Source organism: Rhodococcus sp. BP-261, assembly GCF_019835205.1.
Classification (GTDB): domain Bacteria; phylum Actinomycetota; class Actinomycetes; order Mycobacteriales; family Mycobacteriaceae; genus Rhodococcoides; species Rhodococcoides kyotonensis_B.
The window spans coordinates 1-26,410 of sequence record NZ_JABUCO010000011.1 but is presented as its reverse complement, the minus strand read 5'-3'; the positions used below and the strand labels follow the sequence as shown (position 1 = coordinate 26,410).

General features: G+C 66.7%; 29 protein-coding genes and 1 riboswitch. Of the genes, 10 read left to right on the top strand and 19 right to left on the bottom strand.

Translation table 11 applies throughout. The features are described 5' to 3' along the window. Positions 1 to 29 precede the first annotated feature (29 nt). Complete coding sequence (locus tag HQ354_RS14010) at positions 30 to 2,300, bottom strand: helicase-associated domain-containing protein (protein ID WP_222634963.1); 2,271 nt, start codon at positions 2,298 to 2,300, stop codon at positions 30 to 32. A 61-nt stretch (positions 2,301 to 2,361) separates the two neighbouring features. On the opposite strand from HQ354_RS14010, the gene HQ354_RS14005 reads away from it, so the two are divergent. Further along, positions 2,362 to 2,550 carry a hypothetical protein gene (locus tag HQ354_RS14005; RefSeq protein ID WP_068424772.1) on the top strand — a complete coding sequence of 63 codons (189 nt, stop codon included), beginning with the start codon at positions 2,362 to 2,364 and terminating at the stop codon, positions 2,548 to 2,550. Between the two features lie 60 nt (positions 2,551 to 2,610). Here HQ354_RS14005 and HQ354_RS14000 read toward each other — a convergent pair whose 3' ends face one another. The 3 genes from HQ354_RS14000 to HQ354_RS13990 all read right to left on the bottom strand — a co-directional run bounded on the left by HQ354_RS14000 (position 2,611) and on the right by HQ354_RS13990 (position 4,302). After that, positions 2,611 to 3,225, bottom strand: a complete 615-nt coding sequence (locus tag HQ354_RS14000; protein ID WP_068424769.1) for a transglycosylase family protein — start codon at positions 3,223 to 3,225, stop codon at positions 2,611 to 2,613. Between the two features lie 8 nt (positions 3,226 to 3,233). Continuing rightward, positions 3,234 to 3,424, bottom strand: a riboswitch (cyclic di-AMP (ydaO/yuaA leader). A gap of 278 nt (positions 3,425 to 3,702) precedes the next feature. Then, positions 3,703 to 4,074: a YccF domain-containing protein gene (locus HQ354_RS13995; protein ID WP_068424766.1), complete on the bottom strand. Its 372-nt coding sequence runs from the start codon at positions 4,072 to 4,074 to the stop codon at positions 3,703 to 3,705. Between the two features lie 12 nt (positions 4,075 to 4,086). Then, positions 4,087 to 4,302: a hypothetical protein gene (locus tag HQ354_RS13990; RefSeq protein WP_068424763.1), complete on the bottom strand. Its 216-nt coding sequence runs from the start codon at positions 4,300 to 4,302 to the stop codon at positions 4,087 to 4,089. 149 nt (positions 4,303 to 4,451) lie between these two features. On the opposite strand from HQ354_RS13990, the gene HQ354_RS13985 reads away from it, so the two are divergent. Beyond that, positions 4,452 to 4,865, top strand: coding sequence for a cold-shock protein (locus tag HQ354_RS13985; RefSeq protein WP_068424760.1), 414 nt, complete (start codon positions 4,452 to 4,454; stop codon positions 4,863 to 4,865). Positions 4,866 to 4,883: 18 nt separating this feature from the next. Here the strand turns inward: HQ354_RS13985 and HQ354_RS13980 are convergent, their stop codons facing one another. The 3 genes from HQ354_RS13980 to HQ354_RS13970 are packed head-to-tail and all read right to left on the bottom strand — an operon-like array spanning position 4,884 to position 7,825. After that, positions 4,884 to 5,396 (bottom strand): DUF2771 domain-containing protein, encoded by a 513-nt coding sequence (locus HQ354_RS13980; protein WP_068424758.1) that lies wholly within the window; start codon positions 5,394 to 5,396, stop codon positions 4,884 to 4,886. Continuing rightward, positions 5,397 to 6,980, bottom strand: coding sequence for an MFS transporter (locus tag HQ354_RS13975; RefSeq protein WP_222634962.1), 1,584 nt, complete (start codon positions 6,978 to 6,980; stop codon positions 5,397 to 5,399). It lies immediately after the preceding gene. A gap of 44 nt (positions 6,981 to 7,024) precedes the next feature. Beyond that, positions 7,025 to 7,825 (bottom strand): glutaminyl-peptide cyclotransferase, encoded by an 801-nt coding sequence (locus tag HQ354_RS13970; RefSeq protein ID WP_068424755.1) that lies wholly within the window; start codon positions 7,823 to 7,825, stop codon positions 7,025 to 7,027. A 60-nt stretch (positions 7,826 to 7,885) separates the two neighbouring features. On the opposite strand from HQ354_RS13970, the gene HQ354_RS13965 reads away from it, so the two are divergent. The 3 genes from HQ354_RS13965 to HQ354_RS13955 are packed head-to-tail and all read left to right on the top strand — an operon-like array spanning position 7,886 to position 12,037. Beyond that, positions 7,886 to 8,800 carry a DUF3027 domain-containing protein gene (locus HQ354_RS13965; RefSeq protein WP_371828794.1) on the top strand — a complete coding sequence of 305 codons (915 nt, stop codon included), beginning with the start codon at positions 7,886 to 7,888 and terminating at the stop codon, positions 8,798 to 8,800. Further along, positions 8,797 to 11,514 carry an ATP-binding protein gene (locus HQ354_RS13960; RefSeq protein WP_222635005.1) on the top strand — a complete coding sequence of 906 codons (2,718 nt, stop codon included), beginning with the start codon at positions 8,797 to 8,799 and terminating at the stop codon, positions 11,512 to 11,514. Before HQ354_RS13965 ends, HQ354_RS13960 begins: the two co-directional genes overlap by 4 nt. Then, the gene (locus tag HQ354_RS13955) at positions 11,504 to 12,037 is read left to right on the top strand and encodes a phosphatase PAP2 family protein (protein WP_222634961.1); all 534 of its coding nucleotides are present in this window, start codon (positions 11,504 to 11,506) and stop codon (positions 12,035 to 12,037) included. The genes HQ354_RS13960 and HQ354_RS13955 overlap by 11 nt, the downstream gene beginning before the upstream one ends. Before the next feature lie 254 nt (positions 12,038 to 12,291). On the opposite strand, the gene HQ354_RS13950 is transcribed toward HQ354_RS13955, so the two are convergent. Further along, positions 12,292 to 12,546 carry a DUF2530 domain-containing protein gene (locus HQ354_RS13950; protein ID WP_222634960.1) on the bottom strand — a complete coding sequence of 85 codons (255 nt, stop codon included), beginning with the start codon at positions 12,544 to 12,546 and terminating at the stop codon, positions 12,292 to 12,294. A 17-nt stretch (positions 12,547 to 12,563) separates the two neighbouring features. On the opposite strand from HQ354_RS13950, the gene HQ354_RS13945 reads away from it, so the two are divergent. From HQ354_RS13945 to HQ354_RS13935, 3 genes are read left to right on the top strand one after another with little or no spacing between them, the layout of a single operon-like run. Further along, entirely contained in the window at positions 12,564 to 14,018 is a 1,455-nt protein-coding gene (locus HQ354_RS13945; protein WP_222634959.1) for an NCS2 family permease, read from the top strand. 52 nt (positions 14,019 to 14,070) lie between these two features. Further along, positions 14,071 to 14,499: a MarR family winged helix-turn-helix transcriptional regulator gene (locus tag HQ354_RS13940; protein WP_068426059.1), complete on the top strand. Its 429-nt coding sequence runs from the start codon at positions 14,071 to 14,073 to the stop codon at positions 14,497 to 14,499. 46 nt (positions 14,500 to 14,545) lie between these two features. Further along, positions 14,546 to 15,841, top strand: coding sequence for an MFS transporter (locus HQ354_RS13935; protein WP_222635004.1), 1,296 nt, complete (start codon positions 14,546 to 14,548; stop codon positions 15,839 to 15,841). On the opposite strand, the gene HQ354_RS13930 is transcribed toward HQ354_RS13935, so the two are convergent. The 6 genes from HQ354_RS13930 to HQ354_RS13905 all read right to left on the bottom strand — a co-directional run bounded on the left by HQ354_RS13930 (position 15,826) and on the right by HQ354_RS13905 (position 20,787). Beyond that, positions 15,826 to 16,431 (bottom strand): response regulator transcription factor, encoded by a 606-nt coding sequence (locus HQ354_RS13930; RefSeq protein WP_068424745.1) that lies wholly within the window; start codon positions 16,429 to 16,431, stop codon positions 15,826 to 15,828. The two genes, HQ354_RS13935 and HQ354_RS13930, sit on opposite strands and share 16 nt — an antisense overlap. After that, the gene (locus tag HQ354_RS13925; RefSeq protein WP_222634958.1) at positions 16,428 to 17,549 is read right to left on the bottom strand and encodes a sensor histidine kinase; all 1,122 of its coding nucleotides are present in this window, start codon (positions 17,547 to 17,549) and stop codon (positions 16,428 to 16,430) included. The genes HQ354_RS13930 and HQ354_RS13925 overlap by 4 nt, the downstream gene beginning before the upstream one ends. Before the next feature lie 19 nt (positions 17,550 to 17,568). Next, positions 17,569 to 18,336, bottom strand: a complete 768-nt coding sequence (locus HQ354_RS13920; protein WP_222634957.1) for an ABC transporter permease — start codon at positions 18,334 to 18,336, stop codon at positions 17,569 to 17,571. After that, positions 18,333 to 19,253, bottom strand: coding sequence for an ABC transporter ATP-binding protein (locus tag HQ354_RS13915; protein WP_167676889.1), 921 nt, complete (start codon positions 19,251 to 19,253; stop codon positions 18,333 to 18,335). Before HQ354_RS13915 ends, HQ354_RS13920 begins: the two co-directional genes overlap by 4 nt. Further along, complete coding sequence (locus HQ354_RS13910) at positions 19,250 to 19,474, bottom strand: hypothetical protein (RefSeq protein ID WP_084423746.1); 225 nt, start codon at positions 19,472 to 19,474, stop codon at positions 19,250 to 19,252. Before HQ354_RS13910 ends, HQ354_RS13915 begins: the two co-directional genes overlap by 4 nt. A gap of 113 nt (positions 19,475 to 19,587) precedes the next feature. Further along, a complete protein-coding gene (locus HQ354_RS13905; protein ID WP_068424734.1) occupies positions 19,588 to 20,787 on the bottom strand; it encodes a GNAT family N-acetyltransferase in 1,200 nt (399 codons plus the stop codon). Positions 20,788 to 20,824: 37 nt separating this feature from the next. Between HQ354_RS13905 and HQ354_RS13900 the strand changes: the two genes are divergently transcribed. Together HQ354_RS13900 and HQ354_RS13895 are read left to right on the top strand one after the other, a co-directional pair. Next, complete coding sequence (locus HQ354_RS13900) at positions 20,825 to 21,628, top strand: RNA methyltransferase (protein ID WP_222634956.1); 804 nt, start codon at positions 20,825 to 20,827, stop codon at positions 21,626 to 21,628. A gap of 5 nt (positions 21,629 to 21,633) precedes the next feature. Beyond that, positions 21,634 to 21,906, top strand: a complete 273-nt coding sequence (locus HQ354_RS13895) for a DUF2537 domain-containing protein (protein ID WP_308115194.1) — start codon at positions 21,634 to 21,636, stop codon at positions 21,904 to 21,906. Here the strand turns inward: HQ354_RS13895 and HQ354_RS13890 are convergent. From HQ354_RS13890 to HQ354_RS13870, 5 genes are all read right to left on the bottom strand, one after another. Next, on the bottom strand, positions 21,863 to 22,591 hold the full coding sequence (locus HQ354_RS13890; protein WP_222634955.1) for a hypothetical protein: 729 nt from the start codon (positions 22,589 to 22,591) through the stop codon (positions 21,863 to 21,865). The genes HQ354_RS13895 and HQ354_RS13890 overlap by 44 nt on opposite strands. 37 nt (positions 22,592 to 22,628) lie before the next feature. Further along, positions 22,629 to 23,462: a septation protein SepH gene (gene sepH, locus HQ354_RS13885; protein WP_167676881.1), complete on the bottom strand. Its 834-nt coding sequence runs from the start codon at positions 23,460 to 23,462 to the stop codon at positions 22,629 to 22,631. 10 nt (positions 23,463 to 23,472) lie between these two features. Further along, positions 23,473 to 24,231, bottom strand: coding sequence for a rhomboid-like protein (locus HQ354_RS13880; RefSeq protein ID WP_308115193.1), 759 nt, complete (start codon positions 24,229 to 24,231; stop codon positions 23,473 to 23,475). Positions 24,232 to 24,307: 76 nt separating this feature from the next. Next, on the bottom strand, positions 24,308 to 25,429 hold the full coding sequence (serC, locus tag HQ354_RS13875; RefSeq protein WP_222634954.1) for a phosphoserine transaminase: 1,122 nt from the start codon (positions 25,427 to 25,429) through the stop codon (positions 24,308 to 24,310). 61 nt (positions 25,430 to 25,490) lie between these two features. After that, on the bottom strand, positions 25,491 to 26,237 hold the full coding sequence (locus HQ354_RS13870; RefSeq protein WP_222634953.1) for a hypothetical protein: 747 nt from the start codon (positions 26,235 to 26,237) through the stop codon (positions 25,491 to 25,493). Between the last annotated feature and the right edge of the window lie 173 nt (positions 26,238 to 26,410).

Below are 26,410 nucleotides of genomic sequence, written 5' to 3'. Positions count from 1 at the left end.
ACATTCGCGCGCACGTGCGGCGCAGCCGCCTACTCTACGAGCGCCACCGACGTGATGCGGTGCAGAGTGAATCGCCGGACAACCCCGGTTGCCGGGTCGAACGCGTCGAGCTGCCCGCCGCCGACGCTCACCGGGTCCACGACGCGTTGCGACGCGACACCTTGGGCGTCGACGTACCCGATGGACACGCTGCGACGCACCTTGACGGCCGTTTGCAGCAGGGCCATCGTCGCCGACCCGGTCGCGCGGGTGCCGTCGGAGCGAACGGTCTTGCCGCCCGCCGATGCTGCCCGCTCCCCGGCGCGCAGCTCGGTGACGAGCCGGCCGAGTTGTTCCTCGGTCGGGACCGCCTGGTTCCGGTACGTCGGGCGATTTCGACGCGCGGGCACGCGGGCGCCGTGGGTACGCAGGTCGACGATGGCACCGCTCGCGTCCTCACCGGCAGGCGCGAACCCGGCCGCGGACAGCACGGCCAGGACCTCGGCCAGCGGCGCCTGCGAGATCGCCACCGTCGGGGCAAGTCCGCGCAGCGCCAACTGCTCGGATGCCGGCGACTTCAGCACCTCGGCCAGCAGCGCCGGGTCCTCGCACCGCACGAACGACGACGCCACACCCGCGCGCAACCGCCCGTGCCTGCGGGCGACGTCGTCGATCAGATAGGTCAGGCCCTGCGGCACCGGCGTGCGCGAGTGCACCTCGAAGAGCGAGTGCAGTTCGGATGCGGACATTCCGACGTCGAGTGCGCGGCGCAGGCTGTCGTCGGTGATGCGGTACATCGTCGCGGCACCTGCGGATTCGACGTCGGCGACGAGGTCGATGCGGTCCGACAACTCCGGTTCGAGCGGTCCGGGCGCGACGAGGGTGAGGTCGGCCTGCACCAGCACGTAGTCGATCGGGGTGGGGAGCGCGTCGCGCATCTCCGCTTCCGCGTCGCCGCCGTGCAGCAGCGCCTTGCCGGGTGTCGACAGTGCCCCGCGCGCGACGATGCTCAGTGCCGTCGCCTCGGCGAGCATGCGGGAGACCGGCCGCGGTGAGAACCGGGCCGCCGACCGGGGACGACGCCACGCCAGGCCGCGCGAGATGTCGATCTCACCCGCTGCCACACCCGTTCCCAGGTCGGCCAGGTACTCGAGGATGGTCCGCCGGTCACGCGGCGCGGCGGGGGACCGCACTTCGTCGGACAGTGCGGCGACAGGCTTGTCGCTCGGATCACGCATCCCGATCAGCCACGGCGCGCGCTGCAGATCGAGCCACGCCGACGCGAGCGTGTGCCACTTGGCGGCGGTGGTGCCGTTCGTCCATGCGTCGACGGCCGACGTCGGTGCCCAGTAGTCCTCACCGGAATCGTTCGGTGGCAGCGGGTCCGGGGTGCCGCTCGAGATGAGCGACGCGGCCGCGAGCAATTCGACGAGCAGTCCGACGCGGGTGTCGTCGAGCCCGGTGACTTTAGCGATGCGTTTGATCTCGCGGACACCGAGGCCACCGGCCTTCAGTGCCGGAGCCGGGGTGTCGGACAACGCCTGCACGACGGCCCCGCAGTGCCGAATCAGTTCGAGTGCCTCGCCTGCTGCAGCGGCGTTGACGTCGGCCGCGGTCAATTTGCTGGTCGCGGGCTTCGGAGGTGTCAGCGACGTCGGATCGGAGACGGGTTCGCCGCGCAACGTCTGTCCGACCTGGTGCGGCAGTTCGACGGTCTGCTCGTCGAGCCAGATCAGCAGACCCGCGCGCAGGAGTTTCTGCACCGGCCGATCGGGGGGAGTGTCGGGTGCTGCGTCCCTCGTCCTGCCGGTGGGCGACGACCTTGCCAGCGTCTCGAGCAGGCTACGTTCGCTGTCGTCCAGTTCGGCGAGCGCTGCGGTGATCTGCTCGGCGGTGAGCTGCTCGGTGGCGTCGAGAATGCGGCCGACACGCCAGGGCACGGCGTCACGAGCGGCAGGAACCATGCGCAGCGACGTCGTGCCCCAGACGAGTGCACGTTCGCGCAACGACGTGAGTGCGCGGTCGACGGCCTTGCCCGTGGCTCGTTTGGCGATGATCGCGTCGAGCTGGGCCCGCGTGACCGGCATTTCGTGAGCGCCCTCGATGGCGAGCATCTCGAGAATCGTCAGCGTGAGAGTGTCCAGCGTGTCCGCGGCGCGCAGGATCGAGGCTCGCTGTTCGGCACGCCCGGCGAGCACCCCGATGGTCGACGGCGGCGGCACGGTCAGGTCCGGCCGCAGCGTCAGGGTGGTGACGAGCTCGGTGTCGGTACGGGATCTCAGCCACGCCGCGAGGTCCGAAGCCACTGCTGTATCGGTCATTGCTTTACAGATTAGAGACCTGGGCTGGTGTACGGCGCGTCGCAGGTGTCAAAATGGGCGCATGGTGAACAAGTCGAAGAAGCCCTATGTCGATCCAGGCTGGCCCGAAACCGCTCGTGGCGATCACGCGGTGACCGAGCTCTCGTCCTCCCGATCGGGAGGCCTGTCCCCGTTCGGCGAGGAGACGGAGTTCCCGTTGCCGGTGGAGCAGCTGCCGTACGCGCACCCGGTGACCGTCGTCAACCGTTAGAAGAACAGATACGCGAAAGGCCCCCGAGAATCTCGGGGGCCTTTCGCGTACGTGCGGCGCTTACTGAGGCAGGAATGCCTTGTTGGCCTGGTAGAACTCGACGATCTGCGGGTCGAGCTGGATGCCCTTGGTCGCGTCCTGGATGAAGGACGTGATCTGCGGATCGTTGGTGATGGTCTGCACGGCGGTCGTGATGCCGTCGATGACCTCGGCGGTGCCGTCGACCGTCGGGATGCTGGTGAGGTCCGGAAGCTTCGGGGCTTCGGGAGCGGACTGCGGCGAGGCAGGAACGCTGCGCTCGGTGGGCGCGCTGCTCAGTCCGAGGCTCGACGAGCAGGAGGGCCATGCGCCCCAACCCTGCGATGCGAGGACCTTCTCGGCGACGGCGATCTGCTCTTCACGGGTGGCCTGGTTGGCCGACGCTGCATACTGTCCGCCGCCGTGCGACGTCCAGGTGCTCGGAGAGAACTGCAGGCCGCCCTGGAAACCGTTGCCGGTGTTGATGGCCCAGTTACCGCCTGCTTCGCACTGTGCGAGGCGATCCCAGTCCGAGTCGGGGGCCGCGTTCGCGGTGCCCGAGAAGGCGATACCCGCGGTGCCCATGATGGCGCCGGTGACGGCGACCTTGGCAACCGTGCGGCCGGTGGTGGTCGGCTTGCGATGACGTCCGCTCATACGAATTGAAATCCTCTCCACTGGCGCCTGCGAGGTCAGCTGTCGGGTTCGGGCTGAGAGGTAGCCCGGCCCGACCGTTCCGGAGGATCTGTCGGGCTTCACCCCAAGGAAATCGTTGCCCAGCAACGCTTTCCGGTTATCCGAGAGGACGTGTGGGTCCCCCGTCCTCGTCCCCTGGGTAGTTCGTCGAGGGTTCCGTTCCCGCGGGACGAGGTTGGGCGCTGCGGGTACGGATTCGGCCGAAGTTTCTCAGCCGCTGATGACCGTACTGAAGTTCCGCCGGAGTGTCACCATTTGGTAACTGTCGATTTCGGGGGACGCGGCCACAGTCGTTCGGGTAACGGAATGCGGGGCCGGCGAACTCCCAGCTAGCGGCGGTGATGCGTCGGCGTCGCCCGCTCGTTGCCCTTCCGTTATGCCGCTGTTATGTGACAGAAGTCACATCTAGCCGGAATGGGGCGGGAGGGGCTGAAGTGATCAGGCGTCGACGATGTCCTTGCCGAGTGGCATCAGGGAGATCGGGATCATCTTCAAGTTCGCGATCGCGAGCGGGATGCCGATGATCGTGATCGCCATCGCGACCGCCGTGACGATGTGACCGATCGAGAGCCAGATGCCGGCGACGATCACCCAGATCACGTTGCCGATCAACGACGCGACTCCGGCGGTCGGTTTCTCGACGACGGTCTTGCCGAACGGCCACAGCGCGTAGACGCCCACGCGGAACGACGCGATGCCGAACGGGATGGTGATGATGAGAATGCAGCAGACGATGCCCGCAGCGAAATAGCCGAGTGCCAGCCAGAGTCCGCCGAAGATCAGCCAGATGACGTTCAGGATCACTCGCACTTGTCGGCCCCTCTACCTCGCACGTCTACCGGACATCAGCGCAAACACTAGCGCCAGAACGAAGCCGAGGGGCGACGCGAGCATTGCAGTCAGATAAAGCCACAGTGGCGGTTCCTCGTTCGTGATCGCGGGAACGAGAAAGATGGCCACGATCGCCAGCAGGCCGACGGCGAAGATCGTCAGTGCGACGCGGAGCAGTGTGTTGCGGTGGGGGCGCGAATCGGGCACGTCACCAACTTAGCGGCTGGGCTGCGAACGAAAACGCAGATGCCTCGCAGATGCCCTCCGCTGTAGACTGCAGTATTCGCGTCCTACGTTCGTATGTGGGGCGCGACTGTTGTGTGGAAGTACTTCGAGCGAATGGACGGGTGAGCGCAGTGCCGACCGGCAAGGTGAAGTGGTACGACGTCGACAAGGGTTTCGGCTTTCTCTCGCAGGAAGAGGGAGAGGACGTCTACGTTCGTTCGTCTGCGCTTCCTCCCGGCGTCGAGGGCCTCAAGGCAGGCCAGAAGGTCGAGTTCGGCATGGCTGCCGGTCGACGCGGTCCTCAGGCGCTCAGTCTGAAGGTGCTCGAACCTGCCCCGTCGGTGCGGCAGAACAGCGCGAACCGGCGTGAGCCAGTGGAGCGCAAACACACTCCGGACCAGTTGCACGGCATGGTCGAGGACATGATCACGTTGCTCGAGGCAACCATTCAGCCGGAGCTGCGCAAGGGTAAGTACCCGGACCGCAAGACCGCGCAGAAGATCTCCGAGGTCGTGCGCGCGGTGGCCCGGGAACTGGACAGCTGAGCAAGAAACGATCTCCGCTCAGGCCGTGGCGATCGACCAGATCGCGTGACTGACGATCTCTTCCTGCTGGGTGTCGGTGTCGATGACGCCGGACGGCAGTCGGACCTCGACGCCCAGCAGCGCACGACCCTGGTCGTCGACCGGCGGGACCGTCACCGCCGAGGTCGAGTCGGGGAGGTACAGGGTGTCGGTTTCGACGGCGTCGCTTCCCGACTCGTCGGAGTACACGGCGGCGAGAATCCACGGCGCCGACGCGATCTCGCTCGGTAGCGACAGCTGGAGCGGACGTCCCTCGCGTACCGGCAGAGTGACGCTCTCGCCGTCACTGCCGCACAAAGGCTGGTCTACGGGGCAGTACAGGTAGGGCTGGACGTCGATGGTCCGGCCGTCGGCGAAAGCTGTGATGCTCGGTCGCCCGGAGGGTGCGTCCCGGACGAGGAGCGCCAACACCCCGACGAAGGCGACGAGCACGACGACGGCAACGGCCGCCCCGATTGCCAGGATCTTCTTGGTTTTCGGTGCGAGGTTCACTTAGCTCACGTTCTGTCGGGTGGCGGCGTCGGGAAAGGTCTGCTCGGCGTGCTCGGGACGGTTTCCGCCGAGCCCGGGCAGCAGCGACTTTCCTCGGTAGGTGAGGAAGGTCTGCGCGAGTCCGATCGTAAGTAATACCGAGACGACGGTGAAACCCAGCCAGTATTCGGTCGGCAGCAGCACGCCCAACGTTCCGCCGAGAACCCAGCAGAGCTGCAGAACGGTCTCCGAACGCCCGAATCCGGATGCGATGGATTCGGGCGGCAGATCGGATTGCAGCGACGCGTCGAGGGAGACCTTCGCGAGGGCGCTGGCGCAGGAGGCGACGAGAGCCGCCAGCGCAGCGGTCAGCAGACTGTCGGTGATGGCTGCGATGATCGCGAACGCCGTCACGGCGGCGGCGCAGCGCAGGACGACGATCGCGGGCCTGCCGAGCTTGATGCGCGCGCCCGCGGCGTTGCCGGCGAAGTTTCCGATCGCTGCGCCCGCGCCGACGAGTCCGAGCATCGCGGCCTGCTTGATCGGTTCGTGTTCGGTCTGCGATTTGGCGACGAACGCGACGTACAGCGTGAGGAACCCGGTCAGGATTCGAATCGTGCCGTTGCCCCACAATCCGACGATGACGGCTTTGCCCAACGGCTGACGACGGTTCTTCGGGGCAGCGGCCGTCTGCTTCTCGCGTCGGATGACCTCGGTGACGGCGTCGTCGCCGTGGTAGCTGAGTGTCGCGGGGACCTCGCCCTCGGTGACCTCGACCCACGACGGGATCCGCATGCTCAGGTACGCGCCGAAGATCGTGATGGCGGCGACGAACCACAGCGCGCCCGACGACCCGGCGAGCCACGCGACCACGGCCGCGACACCGCCTGCGACGATCGTGCCGCCGATCAGACCGAACACGGTGAGCCGCGAGTTGACGCGGACGAGGTCGATCTCCGGTGGTAGCACCCTCGGGGTCACGGCACTCTTGAGCACCGCGAACGATTTGCTGAGTACGAGCATGCCGAGCGCCGCCGGGTACAGCACCCAACTGTCGAAGTTGAACACCAGGACCACCGCCAGCGTCGCGCGCAGCACGAACGACGTGGCCAGCGCGATGCGTCGGCCGTGTTGAAGTCGGTCGAGCATCGGGCCGATGAGCGGGGCGATGACGGCGAACGGCGCGATCGTGATGAGCAGATACAGCGCGACCTTCGTCTTGTCCTCGCCCGTCGCGGCCGAGAAGAACAACGTGTTCGCGAGCGCGACGGCCAGTGCCGCGTCGGACGCGAAGTTCGCCATCGTCGCGTACGTCAGAGCCGTCAGACCGGACTTGTCGGCGCCGTCGGCCTTGGCGGCTCGCTGGAACGCGCCGATGCCCTTGCCCGTCAGCTCGCGACTACGCATCGCGGCGACGCGGGTGACCGTCAGCTTGCGCGGCATCGGCGGCGGTTTCGGGCCCGACCCCTTACCGGGAGGAGGCGCCGGGGGATGCAGTGGAGGCAGCGGAGTGCGCCTGCTGGCCTGACGCGGCGCAGGTCGGTAGTTGTCGAATCCCGGGTGATCCTCACCCGGAGGGGTATCGGAGTGGCGGGGATCGGTCACGGGATCAATTCTGTCCTAAAAATCGACGCGGCGAAGACACCGACTCACGGCTGGGGTGTGAACTGCACCTCGAACATCGTCGGCCAGAGCTTCCCCGTGACGAGAAACCTGTCGGTGCCGGGAATCTGCGCGATTCCGTTGAGCACGTCGGCACCCGCACGCTCGTCGGAGGTCATCGAATTCCAGAGCGGCGACGCGTCGATCATCTCGGTGACGCGCCCGGAGTCGGGGTCGATCCGGGCGATGTCGTCGCTCTGCCAGAGATTGGCATAGACGGAACCGTCGTCGGAGCATTCGAGTTCGTTCAGGTTGCTCAGCTGCTCGCCGTTCACTGTCACCTGGACCGACCCCGTCTCGTCGAACGACGCGGGATCGCGGAACGTGAGTGTCGACGAGCCGTCGCTCATGATCAGTCGGTCACCGTCGTCGCACAGGCCCCAGCCCTCGCCGTCGTAGACCACCTGCCGACGCTCCTGCAGCGTGACGGGATCGCGCTCGAACGCGACGCCGTCGCGCCACGTGATCTGCCAGAGGGAGTCTCCGGCGACGGTGAGCCCCTCGCCGAAATAGTTCGACGACAGGTCGACGCGTCGCAGTTCCTCGCCCGTCTCGAGGGACGAAACCCGTACGTACGACGACCCGTTGCGGCCGGTGCCCTCGTACAGTTCGTCGCCGGACACCTCGAGACCCTGGGTGAACGCCGTTCGATCGTGCTCCCGCGTCTGGACGACCGTCACGGTCGACGTCGCGGCGGTGGCGTCCGGCTCGTCCGTGGCTCCGGAGCACCCGATCAGCAGAACCGCCGCGGCGAGCAGACCCGGCACGGCCCGGAAGGGGACGGTCATCCGCCCATCATGGCAGGCCCGAACTGGGCGCATTCGACGTGATGCGGCAAAATGAACGACGTGAGTTTCGTATCGTCTCCAGAACTCGACCATTCGGACCGCGACGAAGCCGTGCGCGATCGGACAACCCAGCGTGAACCGGTTCGCCCCGTGTTGGCCGACGCCGTGGATCTGGCGCGGCAGGCGGTCGTCGACCTGGGCGAAGGCGGTATCGGTGAGTATCTCGGCGTGACGGCCGAGGACGAGAGTTCTGCCACCCATCGCTTCGTGAGCGACCTGCCCGGCTACCGCGGTTGGCAGTGGGCCGTCGTCGTCGCGGCACCCGAGGGCGCGGACACCGCGACCATCAGCGAGCTCGTTCTGCTGCCGGGCCCCGATGCTCTCGTCGCGCCCGAGTGGCTGCCGTGGGACGAGCGCATTCGCCCCGGCGATCTCGGTCCCGGCGATCTCCTTCCCCCTCGCGTGCAGGATCCGCGGCTCGTTCCCGGGTACGTCGCGACGGGTGACCCGCAGGTCGACGACGTCGCATACGAGCTCGGCCTCGGACGGACGCAGGTGCCGAGCCGTGAAGGACGTCTCGACGCGGCGGAGCGGTGGCACGACGGCGAATTCGGTCCGGGCAGCGAGATGGCGAAGGCCGCACCGTCGACGTGCGGTCTGTGCGGCTTCTACCTTCCGATCGCCGGGTCGCTCTCCGCCGCGTTCGGTGTGTGCGGCAACGAGTTCGCCGCCGACGGACGCGTCGTCCACGCCGAGTACGGATGCGGCGCGCACTCGGACACCGAGTTGCGCACCGGCGCAGGCTCGCCGCAGTTCGAGCCGTACGACGACGCCGTGCTCGACGTGACACCTCAGGAACCGCAACCGGTGCAGGAACCGGAACCGGCGCAGGAGACGGAAGCGCCGCAGGAGACGGAAGCGGCGGAGGCGTCGCAGGACGAGCAGCCGATCCAGGATCCGCAATCGACCACCTGAACGATCCTTTCGACACCGAAGCTCTGCGGGCCGGGGTCGTCTCGGCGTGGACGTCGTCGCCGACCCGGCTGCGAGAGGATGCGGCGACCGAGGCGGATCTGGTTCGCGCGGGATATCGCGATCGTCTGCTGACCGAGCTGGCGCAGAACGCTGCCGACGCGGCGGACCGAGCGGGGGTTCCCGGGCATGTGAAGGTGTGGTGCGTCGGCGACGCGTTGCACGTGGCCAATACGGGTGCCCCTCTCGACATCGAGGGTGTGCATGCGTTGACGGCGCTGCGTGCGTCGGCGAAGACGTCGGGGGTCGGACGGTTCGGAGTCGGCTTCACTGCCGTGCGTACCGTGGCGTCCGAGATCGAATTCCGTTCCGCGGCAGGCGGAATCGTGTTCAGTGCCGAACGGACCGGGCAGGTTCTGATCGACGCGGGTCTGACGGCCCCGGACGCGGGTATCCCGGTGCTCCGATTGGCGTGGCCGACGAACGAAGCGCCGGCGGAAGGGTTTGCGTCCGAGATCGTTCTGAAGCTACGTCACGATGCCGCACCGATGTTCGACGCGTTCCGGGCCGAGGCCGTCGACCTGCTCCTCGAACTCGACTCGTTGACGACGATCGACATCGACGACACGCACTTCGACTGCCGCACAACGGATATCGGAAACGGTGCGGCGCACCTGACCATCGGCGACCGAACCTGGTGGCAGTTTCGCACCGACCACGCGCGCTGGGTGGTGCCCATGAGCGACGGCGTCCCGGTGCCTGTCGACGCCGACGTTCTGCGCGCTCCGACGCGGTCCGACGAGGAATTGTCGTTGCCCGCCATCGTGATTGCCGACGTCGCGATGCAACCGGACCGCAGACGCACGCTGCCCGGCACTCCCGTCGAAGGGATCGCAGACGGCTACGGCCGCATGCTCGCCGCGCTTCCTGCTGCTTCACGGCCGTCGTTCGTGCCGAGGCCGGGTTTCGCGCGCAGTGAGGTCGACGGAGTGCTGCGCGAGCGGATCGTGCGTGAATGTGCCTCGACCCCTTGGCTTCCCGGCGTCGACGGCAAGGATCTGATTCCGTCGCGGGCCGTCGTGTTGCCGGGACTGACCGACGAACTGGCCGAGGTGCTCGGGCCGGTGATGCCGGATCTCGCGGCCCCGTCGGTGTCCGGCCCGCGGCACGGCCCCGCCCTCGCGGCCGTCGACGTCCATCGAATCGGGTTGGCCAGGCTCGCCGACATGCTGTCCGGGACGTCGCACGAACCCCTCTGGTGGCACCGCCTGTACGACGCGTTGGCCCCGCTCGTCACCGACGGTGTCGCTCCGGAAGAGCTTGCGGCGCTGCCGGTTCCGCTGTCCGACGGCCGCACCGTCACGGGCCCGCGTACTACGGTTCTCGCGGTGGGAGCACGAGGGGTCGGGGGAGTGCACTGGGCTCGGCTCGTCCACCCGGACGCCGCCGCACCGCTGTTGACCCGGCTCGGCGCGACCGAGGCGTCGCCCGCGGAGTTGTTGTCCGATCCGGCGCTGCAGGTCGTGCTCGACGATCTGGACTGGGACGACGACGATGCCGTCGACGAACTCATCGCCACCGTGCTGTCGCTGGCCGACGGGCAGCGGGATTTGCCGTCGTGGCTCGGTTCGCTTCCGATCGAGGACACGGACGGTGAACTGCGCGCCGCCGACGAACTACTGCTCCCGGACGCGCCGCTGGTGCGATTGCTGTCGAGCGACTCGCCGTTCGGTGTCGTCGCCACGTCCGTGGTCGACAGGTTCGGCGCCGACGCGTTGCGGGCGGTCGGCGTCGGATGGGGTTTCGGCGTCGTCACCGAGGACCTGCCGACCGGACCGGATCACGATCTCGCCGACGAGGGCGCCTGGTGGGCGTCGTTGCGGGAAGACCCCGATGTGCTGATCGCCGTCCGCGACCTCGACCTCGTCGACGACGAACGCTGGCCCGACGCTCTGTCGCAGCTGGTCGAGGAGCGGACCACACGCGACCTGCTCGCCGATCGTGGCGGGTACACCGCGTGGTGGCTGCGTCGGCACGCTGTGATCGACGGCCATCGGCTCGGCCACTACCGTGCCCCGTCGGATCTGACATTCGCCGGCCTGCTGGATCCGCTCGACCATCCGCACGCCGACGACGTGGCGTCGGCGCTGGCGCCCGCGGTCTGCGACAGCGCGGAGTTCGCGTCCCTGATTCTGGACCGGCTCGCCGATCCGGCGCGTACTCCGACGCCGGCCGTCGTCGCGCGTGCGCACCGACTCGTCGCCAAGGCGGTGTCGTCGGGAGTCGTCGATCTCGACGATCTCGATCTTCCTCCCCGTGTGCGTGCGATGTCCGGGGCCGTGATCGACCCCGCCGACGCGGTGGTCGTCGACCGGCCGTGGTTCGTCGGCGTCGTGACGTCGGACGTCGCGGTGCTGTCCTCGATGGAATCGGCGGCGACGTTGGCGTCGATCCTGGACGTGCGCACTGCGTCGGAATCGATTCGCGCGGACGTCGTCGGCGTCGGACGCGTCAGTTCGTGGGATCGCGAGCCGGACGCGGTACTTGCCTGCGCGGCGCTGGGATCGGAGCTGCCGTCGGGACAGGTCGTCGTGCACCGAGAGTTGACCGTGCGCGTGACCGGCGCAGTCGAAGGGATGCGCCGGGTCGCGTCGTGGGTGACCGACGACGGCATCGTGCACTGTGACGAGAGCTGGGGGAGACCACGTGGACAGTGACGTGCTGCAGTGGATGGTGGCGCACCGGGTGCCGTGGCTGACGGACGTTTTCTGGGCGATCACGACGCTGGGCAACACGGTGTCGATGTTCGTGCTGTCGGTTGTCGTCTGTGTCGCGCTGCTGGCGTCCAAGCGAGTGCCCGACGCGATCATGGTCGGTGGCGCGATGCTGACCGGCTGGGGCGCGATGAGCCTCGGCAAGCTGCTGTGGGGACGTGACCGGCCCCCGATACCCGAACGTCTGGTGGAGATCTCCACCTATTCGTTCCCGTCGGGGCACGCGATGATGTCGGCGATCCTGGCCACGACGGTCACCGCACTGATGTGGCGGTCGACCGTGTCGTGGCGTCGGAATCCGGTGGTGCTGGTGTTACCCGCCGTCGCATCCCTGGCGATCGGCTTCTCGCGGATCTACCTCGGCGCCCATTGGACGACGGATGTACTGGCGGGCTGGGTGTTCGGTGTGCTGTGGGGTCTTGCGGCGGTGGCGATTACCGCGCGAAGTCGCTCCGCTGTGCGATGACGAGCAGCTCGTCGCGCATGGACGGGCTGGAGACGGCGTGTGCGCGGGCGTACAGAGCGCGAAGCGAACGGACGTGATTGCGACGGGTACGGAACTGGGAAACGAGCTTCATGGCCTTGCTTTCGGGAATCGGTACTGTTTCGAATCTGACATCACCGATGATCCGCGTTAAATCTGTGTTACACAACCGCGTTCGGCGGTGAATTTCCGCACGTCAAAGGCTGTTTTATGACGGCGATTACGTGACGGCGCTCTCAGGTCAATCCGCGTTGAGCGGTCTTGCTCCCGCGTCGTGCCGCGGCACGCTGGACCACGAAGAGTGTGAATCCGACAGCGCCCAGGACGATTCCGGTCAGACAGGTCGTCAGCGCGTCCGCCCATCGGTCGCCGCTGACCGCGACTACGACCGCGGCGACGATCCATGCCATTATTCCGACAGCGAGTACCGGCGCCGGATCCGTCAGGCGCGGGCTGAGCACACTTTCCCTGTCCGCACTCTGCCTGTCCATGAAGGTAGGTTACTCCCATGGCTTTCTCGTCCCGGCTGCTGGACAACTACTTCAAGATCACCGAACGAGGGTCCACGGTCGGCGCCGAAGTACGTGGCGGTCTCGTCACGTTCGTCGCGATGGCCTACATCGTCGTCCTGAACCCGCTCATCCTCGGTAGCTTCTCGCCCGACGACGCCGCGGCCAAGACCGACGTTCTCGGCAACATCCTCCCGGTGTCACAGGTCGCCGCGGTGACCGCGCTCGTGGCCGGCTTCATGAGCATTCTGTTCGGCATCGTCGCCAATTATCCGTTCGGCATCGCCGCGGGCCTCGGCATCAACACGCTGCTCGCCGTCACGATCGCGCCGCAGGTGACGTGGCCCGAGGCAATGGGCCTCGTGGTCATCGACGGCATCATCATCGTGCTGCTCGCCGTGACCGGATTCCGTACCGCGGTGTTCAACGCGATCCCGTCGGAGCTGAAAGCTGCCATCGCCGCCGGTATCGGCGCGTTCATCGCGTTCATCGGTCTCGTCGACTCCGGCTTCGTTCGCCGCATTCCCGACGCCGCGGGCACGACGGTTCCGGTCGGTCTCGGTATCGACGGTTCCATCGCGTCGTGGCCGACGGCCGTGTTCGTCTTCGGTGTCCTGCTGATGGGCATCCTCGTCGTCCGAAAGGTGCGCGGCGGATTGCTGATCGGCATCGTCGTCACGACCGGCGTCGCGGCCGTCATCGAGGCTCTCACCGATGTCGGACCGTCCCAGGGCGTCGACCCCAAGGGGTGGAACCTGAGCGTGCCGATCCTGCCGGACACCCTCTTCCAGATTCCGGACCTGTCGTTGGTCGGTGACGTCGACCTGTTCGGCGCCTTCACCCGCATCGGCGTTCTGGCCGCCAGCCTTCTGGTGTTCACCCTCGTGCTGGCCAACTTCTTCGACGCGATGGGCACGATGACGGGTCTCGGCAAGGAGGGCAACCTCGTCGACGACAAGGGCAACCTGCCGGGTATCGGAAAGGCACTCGTCGTCGAGGGAACCGGCGCGATCGCCGGCGGTGCGGCATCGGCGTCGTCGAACACGGTGTTCGTCGAATCGGCGTCGGGCATCGCCGAAGGTGCGAGGACGGGCCTTGCCAACGTCGTCACCGGCGTGCTGTTCCTCGCCGCGATGTTCCTGACGCCGCTCACCGCGATCGTGCCGATCGAGGCTGCCGCACCTGCCCTCGTGGTCGTCGGCGCGCTGATGATCGGGCAGGTCCGCGACATCGATTTCACCAAGTTCGAGGTGGCCCTTCCGGCGTTCCTGACCATCGTCGTCATGCCGTTCACGTTTTCCATCGCAAATGGAATCGGCGTCGGTTTCATCACCTGGGTCATACTCGCCGTAGCCGCTCGGAAGGCGAAGTCGGTTCATCCCTTGCTCTGGGTCGTGGCAGCGCTCTTCGTTGCATATTTCGTCGTCGGACCCATCACTGACGCGGTTACGTGAGCCCGAACGCGGCTCTAGGCGTAATCTCTCCGCTGTGACGTCGGGATACAGCGTGAAGGACAACCGTGAACTGGCAAGTGATCTGTCGCTTGCCGTCGTGCGATTGACTCGCCATCTCAGGGGGCGCCGAGTCGATTCGCAGGTGTCGTTGACTCAGCTGTCGGCTCTTGCAACCTTGAGCCGCGAAGGGGACATGACGCCAGGTGCACTCGCCACGCGCGAGAAGGTCCAGCCGCCCTCGATGACGCGGGTCATCGCGTCGCTGGCCGAACTCGGACTGGTCGTGCGCACTCCGCACCCCACCGACGGCCGTCAGGTGATCGTCTCGCTCTCCGCGGCGGGCAAGGAACTGATCGCCGACGAGGCCAGCGCACGCGAAGCATGGATGACGGCTCAGTTGGAGGGACTGGACGAGCCGCAGCTGGCGGTGCTGCGCGACGCCGTCACCATCATCGGCGCCTTGGTGAGCGACTCGGAGTAGATCGTTACCTAGGGTTAGTATGTAAAGAGTGCCTACTGCCCCGTCGATGTTCGCAGCGCTGCGAACACGCAACTACCGCTTGTGGGCGTCCGGGCAGATCGTCTCCCTCGTCGGTACCTGGATGCAGCGAGTGGCGCAGGATTGGCTCGTACTGACCCTCTCCGGAGGAAACGGCTTCGCCGTCGGAATCGTCATGGCCCTGCAGTTCGGGCCGACTCTGCTGCTGTCGGTGTGGGGCGGAGTTCTCGCAGACCGGTACGACAAGCGCACGCTGCTGATGATCACGCAGGCCTTCGCCGCGATCTGCGGCTTGGTGCTGGGTGTGCTCGACGTCGGGGGCGTCGTCGCGCTCTGGCACGTCTACCTCATCGCGTTCGTGCTGGGATGCTCGTCGGCGATCGATGCGCCTGTGCGACAGTCCTTCACGATCGAGATGGTGGGCAAGGAGACGCTCTCCAACGCGATCGCGTTGAACTCGATGACGTTCAACTCGGCGCGCATCGTCGGCCCTGCGATCTCCGGGGTCCTGATCACCCTGATCGGCACGGGATGGGTCTTTCTGATCAACGCGGTGTCGTTCGTGGGCGTGTTCGGCGCCCTACTGGCGATGCGTGCGGGGGATCTGTTCCGCGTCGAGCCGGCTCCGCGCGCGAAAGGTCAGGTCCGCGAAGGCTTCGCGTACGTGTGGGGACGACCCGATCTGCGTGTGTTGCTCGCGACGGTGTTCATGGTGTCGACCTTCGGGCTGAACTTTCCGCTGAGTCTGGCCGTGCTGGCGCGTAATTCGTTCGGCAGCGGCGCCGACGCGTACGGGCTTCTGTCGACGACGCTGGCCATCGGAACCCTCGCGGGAGCGACGTTGGCGGCCCGACGCACCAGCGCACCGAGACTCCGGCTGTTCCTCGGCGCGGTCATCGGTTTCGGGGTGTTCGAGACACTCGTCGGGCTGATGCCGAACTACGTCCTCGTCGCGATACTGCTCGTTCCGACGGGTGCGCTGACGCTGACGTTCACGACGTCGGCCATGAACATTCTGCAGATGTCGGTGCCGTCGGAGATGCGAGGACGCGTCATGGGCATCTACATGCTCTGCTTTCTCGGTGGGACGCCGCTCGGCAGTCCGGTCCTCGGGTGGTTGGCCGACGTGCTCGACCCGCGCGCACCGCTGTTGTTCGGAGGCGTCGTCTCGCTCGCGACGGGCGTCGTGGCCGGGATGTACCTGATGCGTCTGGGCAATCTGCGTGTCCGGTTCGTGCGCGGGACCGACCGACTGCGTCTACCCGTCATGCAGGTCTGTCGCCGTCCCGTCCGAGCAGGAGCGCTGCCTCAGATCCAGCCGTAGCGTCGGGCGATCGCGCACGCTTCGTGACGGTTCGCTGCACCGAGTTTCGCAGCCGCGGCCGACAGATAGTTTCGCGTCGTACCCTGCGTGAGGTGTGCACGTTCGGCGATCTCGGCGATCGACGCACCGTCGGCCGCGTATTCGAGCACGTCGGCTTCCCTCGGCGTCAACGGCGAGTCGCCGGCGCCGATCGCCTCGGCCGCCAGTGTCGGATCGACGTACCGACCGCCGCCGTGCACGGTACGCACGACCTCGGCCAACGTGGAGGCCGACGTCGTTTTCGGCAGGAAGCCACGCACACCTGCGGCCAGCGCCTTCTTCAGATATCCGGGACGGCCGTGACTGGTGACGATGATTGCCGCGCACGACGGCAGTGCCGCAGCGATCTGTCCGGCCGCTTCGATACCGTCGATGCCGCCCATCTGCAGATCGAGGACCGCGACGTCGGGCGAATGCTTCGTCGCGGCCTCGACGGCTTCTTCGCCGGACTCGGTCTGAGCGACGATCTCGATGTCGTCCTCGAGCGCCATCATCGTCGCCAACGCGCTGCGGATGAGGTTCTCGTCGTCGGCGAGCAGTACGCGGATCATGAGGCCACCGTAGCCGGGAATGCCGCGAACAGTGTGAATTCGTCTGCGGTGCAGGCGACGTCGAGAGTGCCGTCGACGGCGGCCAGGCGTTCGCGCAGACCGGCGAGCCCGGTCCCGTCCGACGACCGTACGGCGTGTGGTCGATCGTTGGTCATCGTGACTCCGTTCTGGCTCAAACCGATTCGACAGCGGGTGGCGTCGGAGTGCCGGAGAACGTTGGTCGCGCCCTCCCGTACGACCCACGCGGCCGCCTCGGTGTAGGCCGGGTCGAGGGTGTCGGCGTTGCCGACGGTGTCGGTCTCGATGCCTGCAGCGTTCAGCAGCGAACGCGCGCCGTCGATCTCGGCGACGAGGTCGATCTGGCGATAGCCCCGAGCGAGTTGCCTTGCCTCGGTCATGGATTGGTGTGCGAGATCGCGCACCTCGTCCATCTGCGAGGCGGCCCGGTCGTCTCCCCGACGCGACAGTGTTGCCGCGAGTTCGCTCTTGACCGCGATGGCCGACAGAGCCCGGCCGACGACGTCGTGCAGATCGCGCGAGAACCGCAGGCGTTCCTCGGCGACGGACAGGGCCGATGCCGCGTGACGCGACGCGTCGAGCTCGCTGACGATGCGCAGCAACCAGATCGACAGGTGCGTGCTGGCCGCCATCGCGAGTACGACGAAACACGCGATCACACCGCCGAGCACCCCGAAGCGCGTGGCGATGGTTCCTGCTCCGACGACGACCGCCGTCAGCGCGGCGACGCGCAACGTCATCATCGCGCTGATCGGAATCGAGGTGATCAGCAGCGCCCAGATCCACAGGGCCGGAGCGCTGCTCGTGATACCGGCGGTGACACTCCCGGCGACGCACAGTGCGACCGGCCATCGGATGTCACCTCGAGCAGTTCCGCCCAGCCTGGGCATCCGTCGTATCGCGATGACGGCCGTGGTCGCGCTGACGGCCATCGCGACGGCGGTGGCCCATTCGCCGCGGGACACGGTATCGGTCACCGCGGCGACGAGCAGCGCGACGATGATGCTGATGAAGGACTGACGTGTGTAGAGCCGGACCTTGTCGACCTCGGTCGTGTCCTTCCACGTCGTGCGCGGATCGAGGTAACGGCGCAGTTCCATGTGTTTCACCTTGCCAGAATCAGGCCCGCGGTTCCCAGCGGAAGTGCGTCTTGGCGACGACGACCGAACCGACGATCCACGCGGCGACGACGACCAGCGGCATCACCGCGGGCGAAAACGTCTGGGCGGCCGTCAGAGGCGCGGATTCGGGATCCGTCGTGCCGAGCCAGCCGAGGTTCACCAGATCCAGCACGGCAGCCATCGGTGTCAGATCGATGATTCTGTCGAGGGATTCGGGGACGATGTTTCGCAGGAACGACGTGCCTGCCATCGCGACCAGGATGACGGGAAGGCTGGTGATCTGCGCGGCTTCGGCATTACGCGTGAACGACGACGTGATCAGGGCCAGGGCCGCGAACATCGCTGCGCCACCGCCGAGTCCGGCGACGAACAGGACCGGATTGACGGGAAGCCCACCGCCGAGCCAGGCGATGATCGCCGTCAGTGCGATCGTCAGAATCACCGTCAGCGCGAACGAGGGAACGGCCGGGCCGAGAAGAATTTGGTTGTCCGTCGCTTCGCCGGTGCGAAGTCGCTTGAGCACCAACTCGTCTCGACGCGTCGCGTACGCGGACAGGAGGTTGTAGTACACCAGGAACACGAGCAGGAACAGTGCGAACACTTCCAGTGCTCCGGACACGACGGTGCCGGGCAGTCCGTCGTCGCGGCCGATGACCAGAACGACGATGGGGAACAGCAACGGCATGACCATCGCGTTGAACAGCAGCACGCGGTTGCGGAGCAGCAGGGTGAATTCGCTGCGGGACAGTGTTGTCAAGGTGTTCATGCCGCGATCTCCTGCGGTCGGTCGAATTCGTCTGCAATGGACAGGAACACGGTCTCGAGCGATGCGGCCCTGGCGTCGAGGCCGTGGATGCGTACGCCCGATCGCTGTGCCCACAGCATCAATTCGGTGAGGGTGTCCTGTAGTTCGTTCGTCCTGATGACGACCTTGCCGTCCTCCACGTCGACGGTCGACGACACCAGTTCGGGCAGAGGCGCATCGGGCAGTTCGAGCCGAATGCTGGCGGGATGGTCCGCCACGACCTCGGCGACGGTCCCGGCGCGCACGACGCGTCCCTTGTGCATGATCGCGAGCCGATCGCACAGGCCCTCGGCCTCGTCGAGGTAGTGGGTCGTCAACATGATCGTGACGCCGGATCGCTTGAGGTCTTCGATCAATGCCCATGTGTTGCGCCGACTTTCGGGATCGAGGCCCGTCGTCGGCTCGTCGAGGAAGAGCACGCGAGGTTGTCCGATGATGGCGCAGGCGAGGTCGAGGCGTCGTTGCTCACCGCCGGACAGGAACTTCACGCGTGTGTCGGCGCGATCGGCGAGGTCGACGCGTTCCAGTACCTCGCGGGGCGGCAGCGGGTCGCTGCAGGTTCCGGCCCACATCGTCAGGCTCTCGAGCGCCGTGAGGTCCGACGGCAACCCGCCCTTCTGCAGCATGATGCCGAGATTCGGGCGCACATCGCGGCGATCGCGGATGGGGTCGAGGCCCATGATCGAGACGGTTCCCTCGCTCGGTCGCGAAAGTCCCTGTATCACTTCGAGAGTCGATGTCTTGCCGGCGCCGTTGGTGCCGAGCAGGCCGAACAGCTCACCTTCGGTCACCGACAGGTCGAGACCGCTGACCGCTTCGAACGCGCTCTTGCCGCTGCCGTAGCGGCGCGTCATGTTCGCCACCTCGATCATGCTCATGACCTGCTCCAGCCGCGAAGTCCGATCGCGAAGCGGACGCCGAGGAACACTGCGGCGACCGCGGCGGCGACGAACAGGAGCACGGTCGGCCCGACGAGTGCGAACACCACACCGAAGAGCGCGATCGAGATCACGACGACGACGACCTCGCGGGCCATCGTCGGAGCCGGACCGAATTCCATCAGGTCCGTGAACAGGTTTCCTTCATCCGGTTGCTTCATGCCTAGAAGCATCTCCGGATCCGAGATGCCGCGACAGTGCACGGCATCACCGGTCGGACTGACACCGTCACGGGTCGGTCATGACAAATGTCAGGGAGTCGAGCGCGGCCGGGCTAGAACGCCCACCCCATGACTGGAGCACGGTCGGTGGAGAACGCGAGATCGACCGTGTGCAGCGCGTCGGCGTCGCGACTCGTCAACCGCTCGGCCGCCGCGAACCGCGTCGCCCGGTGCTGCCCGAAGTACATCGAGCTGAGCACGTCGATCTTCATCGTGACGTCGGGTGCGGCTTCGGTGCGGGTGACGGACGCCTGCCCTGCCGTGATCGTGACGTCGAACGTTCCGCCCGCGTCGAGGAACGGGTCGTCGACCTCGATGACGAACTGCGCGTCGACGCCGTACGTTCGGGCCTCGAGCGCAGCCTTGACGTCCATGATGCGGCACCACAACGCGTCGTGATGGTCGGTGACCTTCGGGAGACGATTGCTCGTCAGCAGGAAGGGCAGTGCCTCGTCGGGGGCCTGGTTGACCTCGATGGAGTCGACGAGATCGACGCCTGCGAGCACCTGCCACAGTTCGGCGTACGCGGCGTCGGTGACGGCGATGAACTCCTGGACGACGATCTTGCTCTCGCTCTCGCTGCGCCGGTACGCGGCGTAGCCGTCCGGGTGAACGATGAAGAACAGTTCCGTCAGACCCTGCCTGCGGTTCTCGCGGTCGGCGAAGAAGCGCTCCCACCGGATCGGCGGCTTCGGCTGTGCGCCCGCGGTACGACGCTGCCAACGGTGGTAGATCTCGGGAAGAAGGTTCGACGCCTCCGCGGACTCGACGAGCCGCACCCCGGTCACCGGACGCACGCCCGAGTGGAACTGTGCGAACCGTCGGTCGATCACGACGCGATGTTCCTCGGTGACGGGTCCGTAGCCGAAGCGGCCGTAGATCGTGGCTTCGCTGGCGGTCAGCAGCGACAGTGGCGCACCCGCGTCCTGCAGCTTGCGGTGCTGCTTCGTGAACATGCGACGCAGAATCCCGCGCCTGCGATGCGTCGGCGCGACCGACACCCACGACACACCGGATGCCTCGACCTGAGCGCCGCCCGGCACCGTCACCGACATCGGGAAGTGCATCGCGACGCCGACGGGAGTTTCACCGTGCCAGGCCATCACGACGTGTTCGGAACTCGTCAGGATCTGGGTTTCGGCGAGGTCCTCGGAGTTCTGGTGCTCACCGAACGCGTGCGCGTCGAGGAGAGCTACGGCACCCCAGTCGTCGTCGGTAGCGGTTCTGATCGTTATCGCGTCATCGGTACTCATCACAGTCGAGCTTTTCACACGATGCCAAGATGGACACGTGGTACACGTAATCGACATCGATGACTCAGCCGATCCCCGTCTCGACGACTTCCGCGATCTCAACTCCTCCGACCGTCGCCCGGATCTGCCCGACGGAAAGGGACTGGTCATCGCCGAGGGTGTGCTCGTGGCCGAGCGGCTGCTGTCGTCGAGGTTCGCGCCGATCAGTCTGCTCGGTGTCGATCGTCGCCTGACCGAACTCGGGTCGCGTCTCGACGATGTCGACGTGCCGTTCTATCGCACGACCGCCGACGTGATGGCAGACGCGGTCGGGTTCCATCTCAATCGCGGAGTGCTCGCCGCGGCTCATCGGCCGCCCGAGCTCGACCTCGCCGACGTACTGAAGGGTGCGCGCACGGTCGTCGTCCTCGAAGGCGTCAACGACCACGAGAATCTCGGTTCGATGTTTCGCAACGCGGCGGGACTCGGTGCCGACGCCGTGTTGTTCGGTGCCGCGTGTGCCGATCCGCTGTACCGACGCGCGGTGCGGGTGTCGATGGGTCACGTTCTGCGCGTTCCGTTCGCGCGTGTGCCCGACTGGCCGCGTGGCCTGAAGATATTGCGGGAGGCCGGTTTTCAGACCATCTCGCTGACGCCGAACCCGTCGGCGATCTCGCTCGCGGAAGCGATGACGGGGGAGAAGGTGGCGCTGATGCTCGGAGCCGAAGGCCCCGGTCTCACCGAACATGCCATGCGCGCCAGCGATGTTCGCGCACGCATTCCGATGGCACCGGGCACCGATTCGCTCAACGTGGCCACCGCGGCGGCCATGGCGTTGTACGAGCGAGTACGCCTGCAATGAGGCCGGTGAGGAACAACAGCATCCTCTACACCGGCATACCCGTGGCGGCATTCGCCGCGGTACTCGTCGGAACCGCGCTCACGGCGTTCGGGCTCGAACTCGCCGCCATCAACAGTGCGCTCGCGCTCGGAATCAACGTCGTCGTGGTCGGCGGCGCCGCTCCGACGATCCTGCGGTGGAGGCACAAGCCGACCGTGCGGTGGCTCGTCCACGGTGCAGTCGTGGGCGCCGTGGTCAGCTTCGTGGCGCTGGGGATTTCCGTCGCCACCAGCGCTTGAACGACCGTTCCGACGCGGGCGCCGGGGGAGGTGCAGCGGTCGGCTCTTCACCGGGGGTGTACAGCGAGAATCCGCTCACCGGTAGGGAGTTCGGGTCGAACTCCTCCCCGCGGGGTGCGCCGGTGTAGCGGAAGCCGAGCCAGTGCGCATTGGCGGCCTCGGCGAATTCCTGCGGATGGAACGGCAGCGACTGCGGATCCGGCATGACGCCCGGCGGATAGACGAGCGGGTGCTCGCCTGCCCAGAACGGGCGTTCCCACACCAGCGGCAGACCGATGTCCTCGTAGATGTAGATCGGTGTCGCGCTGAACGAGCGTCGCAGCGATCCGCGCTCCCAGTAGGCGAACGCGCCCCACGCCGTCTCCGGGTCGGTCGCGATCAGATAGGTCTTCTCCGACGCGAGCGGACGCGACCAGTGCTCGGACAGCGATGCAGGAGACGCGTCGGCGATGCGGGTGCTGCACACGACCGTCACGCCGGGATAGCTGCCGACGGCGACCTCGTCGACCCCCACCGACGCCGACTTGGAGATGGGCGCCTGCTGTGTCGGCACGGCGACCTTGTCGGCGAACAGGCTGCCGACGAGCGCCGTCGCCGCGTCGTGATGGGACGAAGTGGTCTGGCGCAGAACCGAAATCGGATCCGGCGTGTCGACGTACCAGATGGTCGATGCCTTGGCCCCCACTGCCTGCACCCTCCCCGATGTCAGCTGTGCTCGTGTATCAGCTGTGGCCGCTGGAGCGGACACCTAGCAGGACATCCTCCCACGACGGCATCGCGGGCTTGCCCTTCTTGTCCTTCTTCGGTGCGGATGCTTCGTGCTTCGGTTCCGGAGTGCTCGACTCCGGCTGGTGCTCGGCTGCTTCGAGTTCGCTGTCCGACGTCGTTCCGTAGTACTCGTCGAACGACTGCTGGGCGTCCTCGGCGGGTGCGGGCTCCAAGGCGCGGACCGGAGCGAGACCACGCAGCTGACGTCCGAAGTCGGGATCGATCAGTTCCGACGCCGCATCGTCGAGCGCGGTGATGGTGCCGCCGTGGCCGTCGGGCATGAAGTGCCAGTGGGCCTTGTTGGTGGTGCGGCCTGCCTGCCACTTCAGTTGGGCGACCCACTTGTTGTCGTCGTCGCGCCATGCGTCCCATGTGGCGTCGTCGAGGCTGTGGCCACGTGCGCGAAAGGCTTGCGTGACAACCTCGGACAGCGTCTGGACGGCGGGACCGTCGGGGCGCATCGGGTGCCCCTCCTGCGCCATCGCGGCGGCCTGGGAACGCTCGAGCAAGACGGGATGGGCGAAGATCTCGACCCGGCTCAGTGCCATCCCGGAATCACTTGCAACCTGTTCGACGCTGGCACCCGCGCGAATTCGAGCCTGGATCTCCTTGGGCCTGAGCAAACTGTCCATTTCGATCTCAATCTGTCCTAGTCGAGCGATGTCACCGCGTGAGGCAGCGCGGAGCTTGTCGTCGGCCGGAAGCCGGAATTTGTCGCCGGTTTTGGGATCCGAACAGATCACGTACTGCCCATCGGGTTCGAGACCGACCACGCGTAGATCTCGCACCTTGACCTCCTCATCGCGCCGACTCGCGATATCGTCCGCTCTCGACTGTAATCCACTCGTGATCTCGGTCGGATGTCCGACACGCGTAGGTTCTCCGGTGACACAGACTAGTCATCGATGCCGACGGCTGCACGGGTTCGGCCATGACGGTGCGAGACCGATTGTCGATCAACGGTTTTCCATCGCGTCGCAGGTAGAAGGCGCCCAGAGCCAGTCCGATCGACAGTGCCGCAGCGTGTCCGAACGCGGTGAACGACGGGTCCGTCACCACCGACGCGGCGACGAGCGACACCCACCCGCACGCCCATGTCGTCCGCCACGGTCCGCCCAGGTAGCGAATCATCGAGCCGGCGACTGCGGCCGCGGCGTAGCTGACGCCGACGTCGACGGCCACCGCCAGAGAATCGGCGAGCCAGTCCGCGCGGATTCCGACGAACAGGCCGAGCGCGACGAGTGCCGTCGCACCGACGTGTCCGGCGACGAACGTCGACAGGAACCGGGTCGAACCCGACAGCCACTCGGCGACGGCGAACAGGACGGCGACCGATCCGAGCCACAGCCAGTCGGTCTCACCGTCGGTGAGAAAGGCGCTCGCGACGAGGGTGCCGACATGGCCGTCGCCGAGATTGTGGAGGTTGGTGCTGGCCTCGAACAGGACATGCCACTGGGTGTGTGGGCGGAGATGGGAGAGGAGCGCGGTGGCGGTCAGGGCCAGCGCGAAGTACCCGAGGGTGACCTTCAGTCGAAGAAGGGATGCCAGAACACGCACGGGCGCTCCCTCCGAGATAGTTGCGACTGCCAACTATTTTAGCTCTCGAAGAAAGCGCCCGCCTGTGAGCGTGCTGCTAGCTCAGTGTGGATACGACGTAGTCGATGCTCTTGGTGAGTGCCGTGACGTCGTCCGGTTCGATGGCCGGGAACATGCCGACGCGCAACTGGTTCCGTCCGAGCTTGCGGTACGGCTCGGTGTCGACGACGCCGTTCGCACGCAGGATCTTCGCGACCTGAGCCGCGTCGATCTTCTCGTCGAAGTCGATGGTGCCGACGACCTGGCTGCGATGTGCGGGGTTCTCGACGAACGGCGTCGCGAACTCGCTCTGCTCGGCCCACGTGTAGAGGCGCGACGACGAGTCGGCCGTGCGACCCGTGGCCCAGTCGAGGCCGCCGTTGCCGTTCAACCACTCGATCTGGTCTGCGAACAGCAGCAGCGTCGCGAGCGCGGGGGTGTTGTACGTCTGGTCCTTGCTGCTGTTGTCGATCGCGATCGGCAGCGACAGGAAGTCCGGAGTCCAGCGGCCCGACGACTGGATCTCGCTGACGCGCTCGAGCGCAGCCGGGCTCATCAGTGCGATCCACAGGCCACCGTCGGCGGCGAAGCACTTCTGCGGGGCGAAGTAGTAGACGTCGGAGTCGGCGACGTTCACCGGCAGACCGCCCGCACCGGACGTCGCGTCGATCGCGATGAGTGCGTTCTCCGAACCGGAAGGACGGCTGACGGGGATGGCAACACCGGTCGACGTCTCGTTGTGTGCCCAGCCGATGAGGTCGACGGACGGGTCCGACGTCGGCTCGGGGGCGCTGCCCGGATCGGCCTTGACGACGATCGGATCGCCGATGAACGGGTTGTTCTTGGCGACCGACGCGAACTTCGAGCTGAACTCGCCGTTGGTCAGGTGCAGCGACTTCTCACGGATCAAGCCGAACGCGGCCGCGTCCCAGAACGCCGTCGTACCGCCGTTGCCGAGGACGACCTCGTAGCCGTCGGGCAGCGAGAACAGATCGCGCAGACCTGCGCGCACCCGTGCGACGACGTCCTTGACGGGCTTCTGGCGGTGGCTGGTACCGAACACGGAGGCGCCGACGTCGACCAGGGACTGCAGCTGCTCGGGCCGAACCTTGGACGGGCCGCAGCCGAAACGTCCGTCGGCGGGCAGAAGGTCAGCGGGAATGATCGGCAAGTCGGCCATGTGAGCAGCGCATCCTAAGTTTCGGGGAAAATGGGCGTTGTTGGAATATGGCGTGTACAGGTTAGTCGATGGGTCGGGTCGACTGTTCGCCGCTTCCTCGTCCGCGCAGGTTGCAGCAGCTGCGCGGGTTGCAACGTGCGCGCTTGCTGGAAGGTGCGCGGTCGAGGTTCGCGATGTGCGATCGGTGTGTGCTCGCTTCTGCCTGCGCAGGTTGCAGCGGCTGCGCGGTTGCAACGTGCGCGCTTGCTGGAAGGTGCGCGGTGATGGTGGCACGCTTCTGCCCGCGCAGGTTGCAGCAGTTGCGCGGGTTGCAACGTGCGCGCTTGCTGGAAGGTGCGCGGTCATGCCGGCTCGCTTCTGCCCGCGCAGGTTGCAGCAGTTGCGCGGGTTGCAACGTGCGCGCTTGCTGGAAGGTGCGCGGGCGGCGTTCGGGGCGTCCGATCGCTGTGCGCTCGCTTCTTGCCGCGCAGGTTGCAGCAGCTGCGCGGGTTGCAACGTGCGCGCTTGCTGGAAAGTGCGCGGTCATGCCGGCTCGCTTCTTGCCGCGCAGGTTGCCGCAGTTGCGCGGGTTGCAACGTGCGCGCTGGCTGGAAGGTGCGCGGTCGAGGTTCGCGATTTGCGATGGGTGTGTGCTCGCTTCTGCCCGCGCAGGTTGCAGCAGTTGCGCGGGTTGCAACGTGCGCGGTGGCTGGAAGGTGCGCGGTCGAGGTTCGCGATGTGCGATCGGTGTGCGCTCGCTTCTGCCCGCGCAGGTTGCGGTAGTCGCGCGGGTTGCAACGTGCGCGCTTGCTGGAACCTGCGCGGTCATGCCGGCTCGTCGAACGACGCGGGGCCAGGCAGCGTCGCCGCCAGGTTGAACTGCCCTGGATCTGATGGAGACCTGGTTCAAGCCACTTCGCGGTCGGAGGTGGCGATCGAGCATTGCTGACGGTACTCGTTTTCATAGTCGACGGGCGAAACGTAGCCGATTGAGGAGTGCAA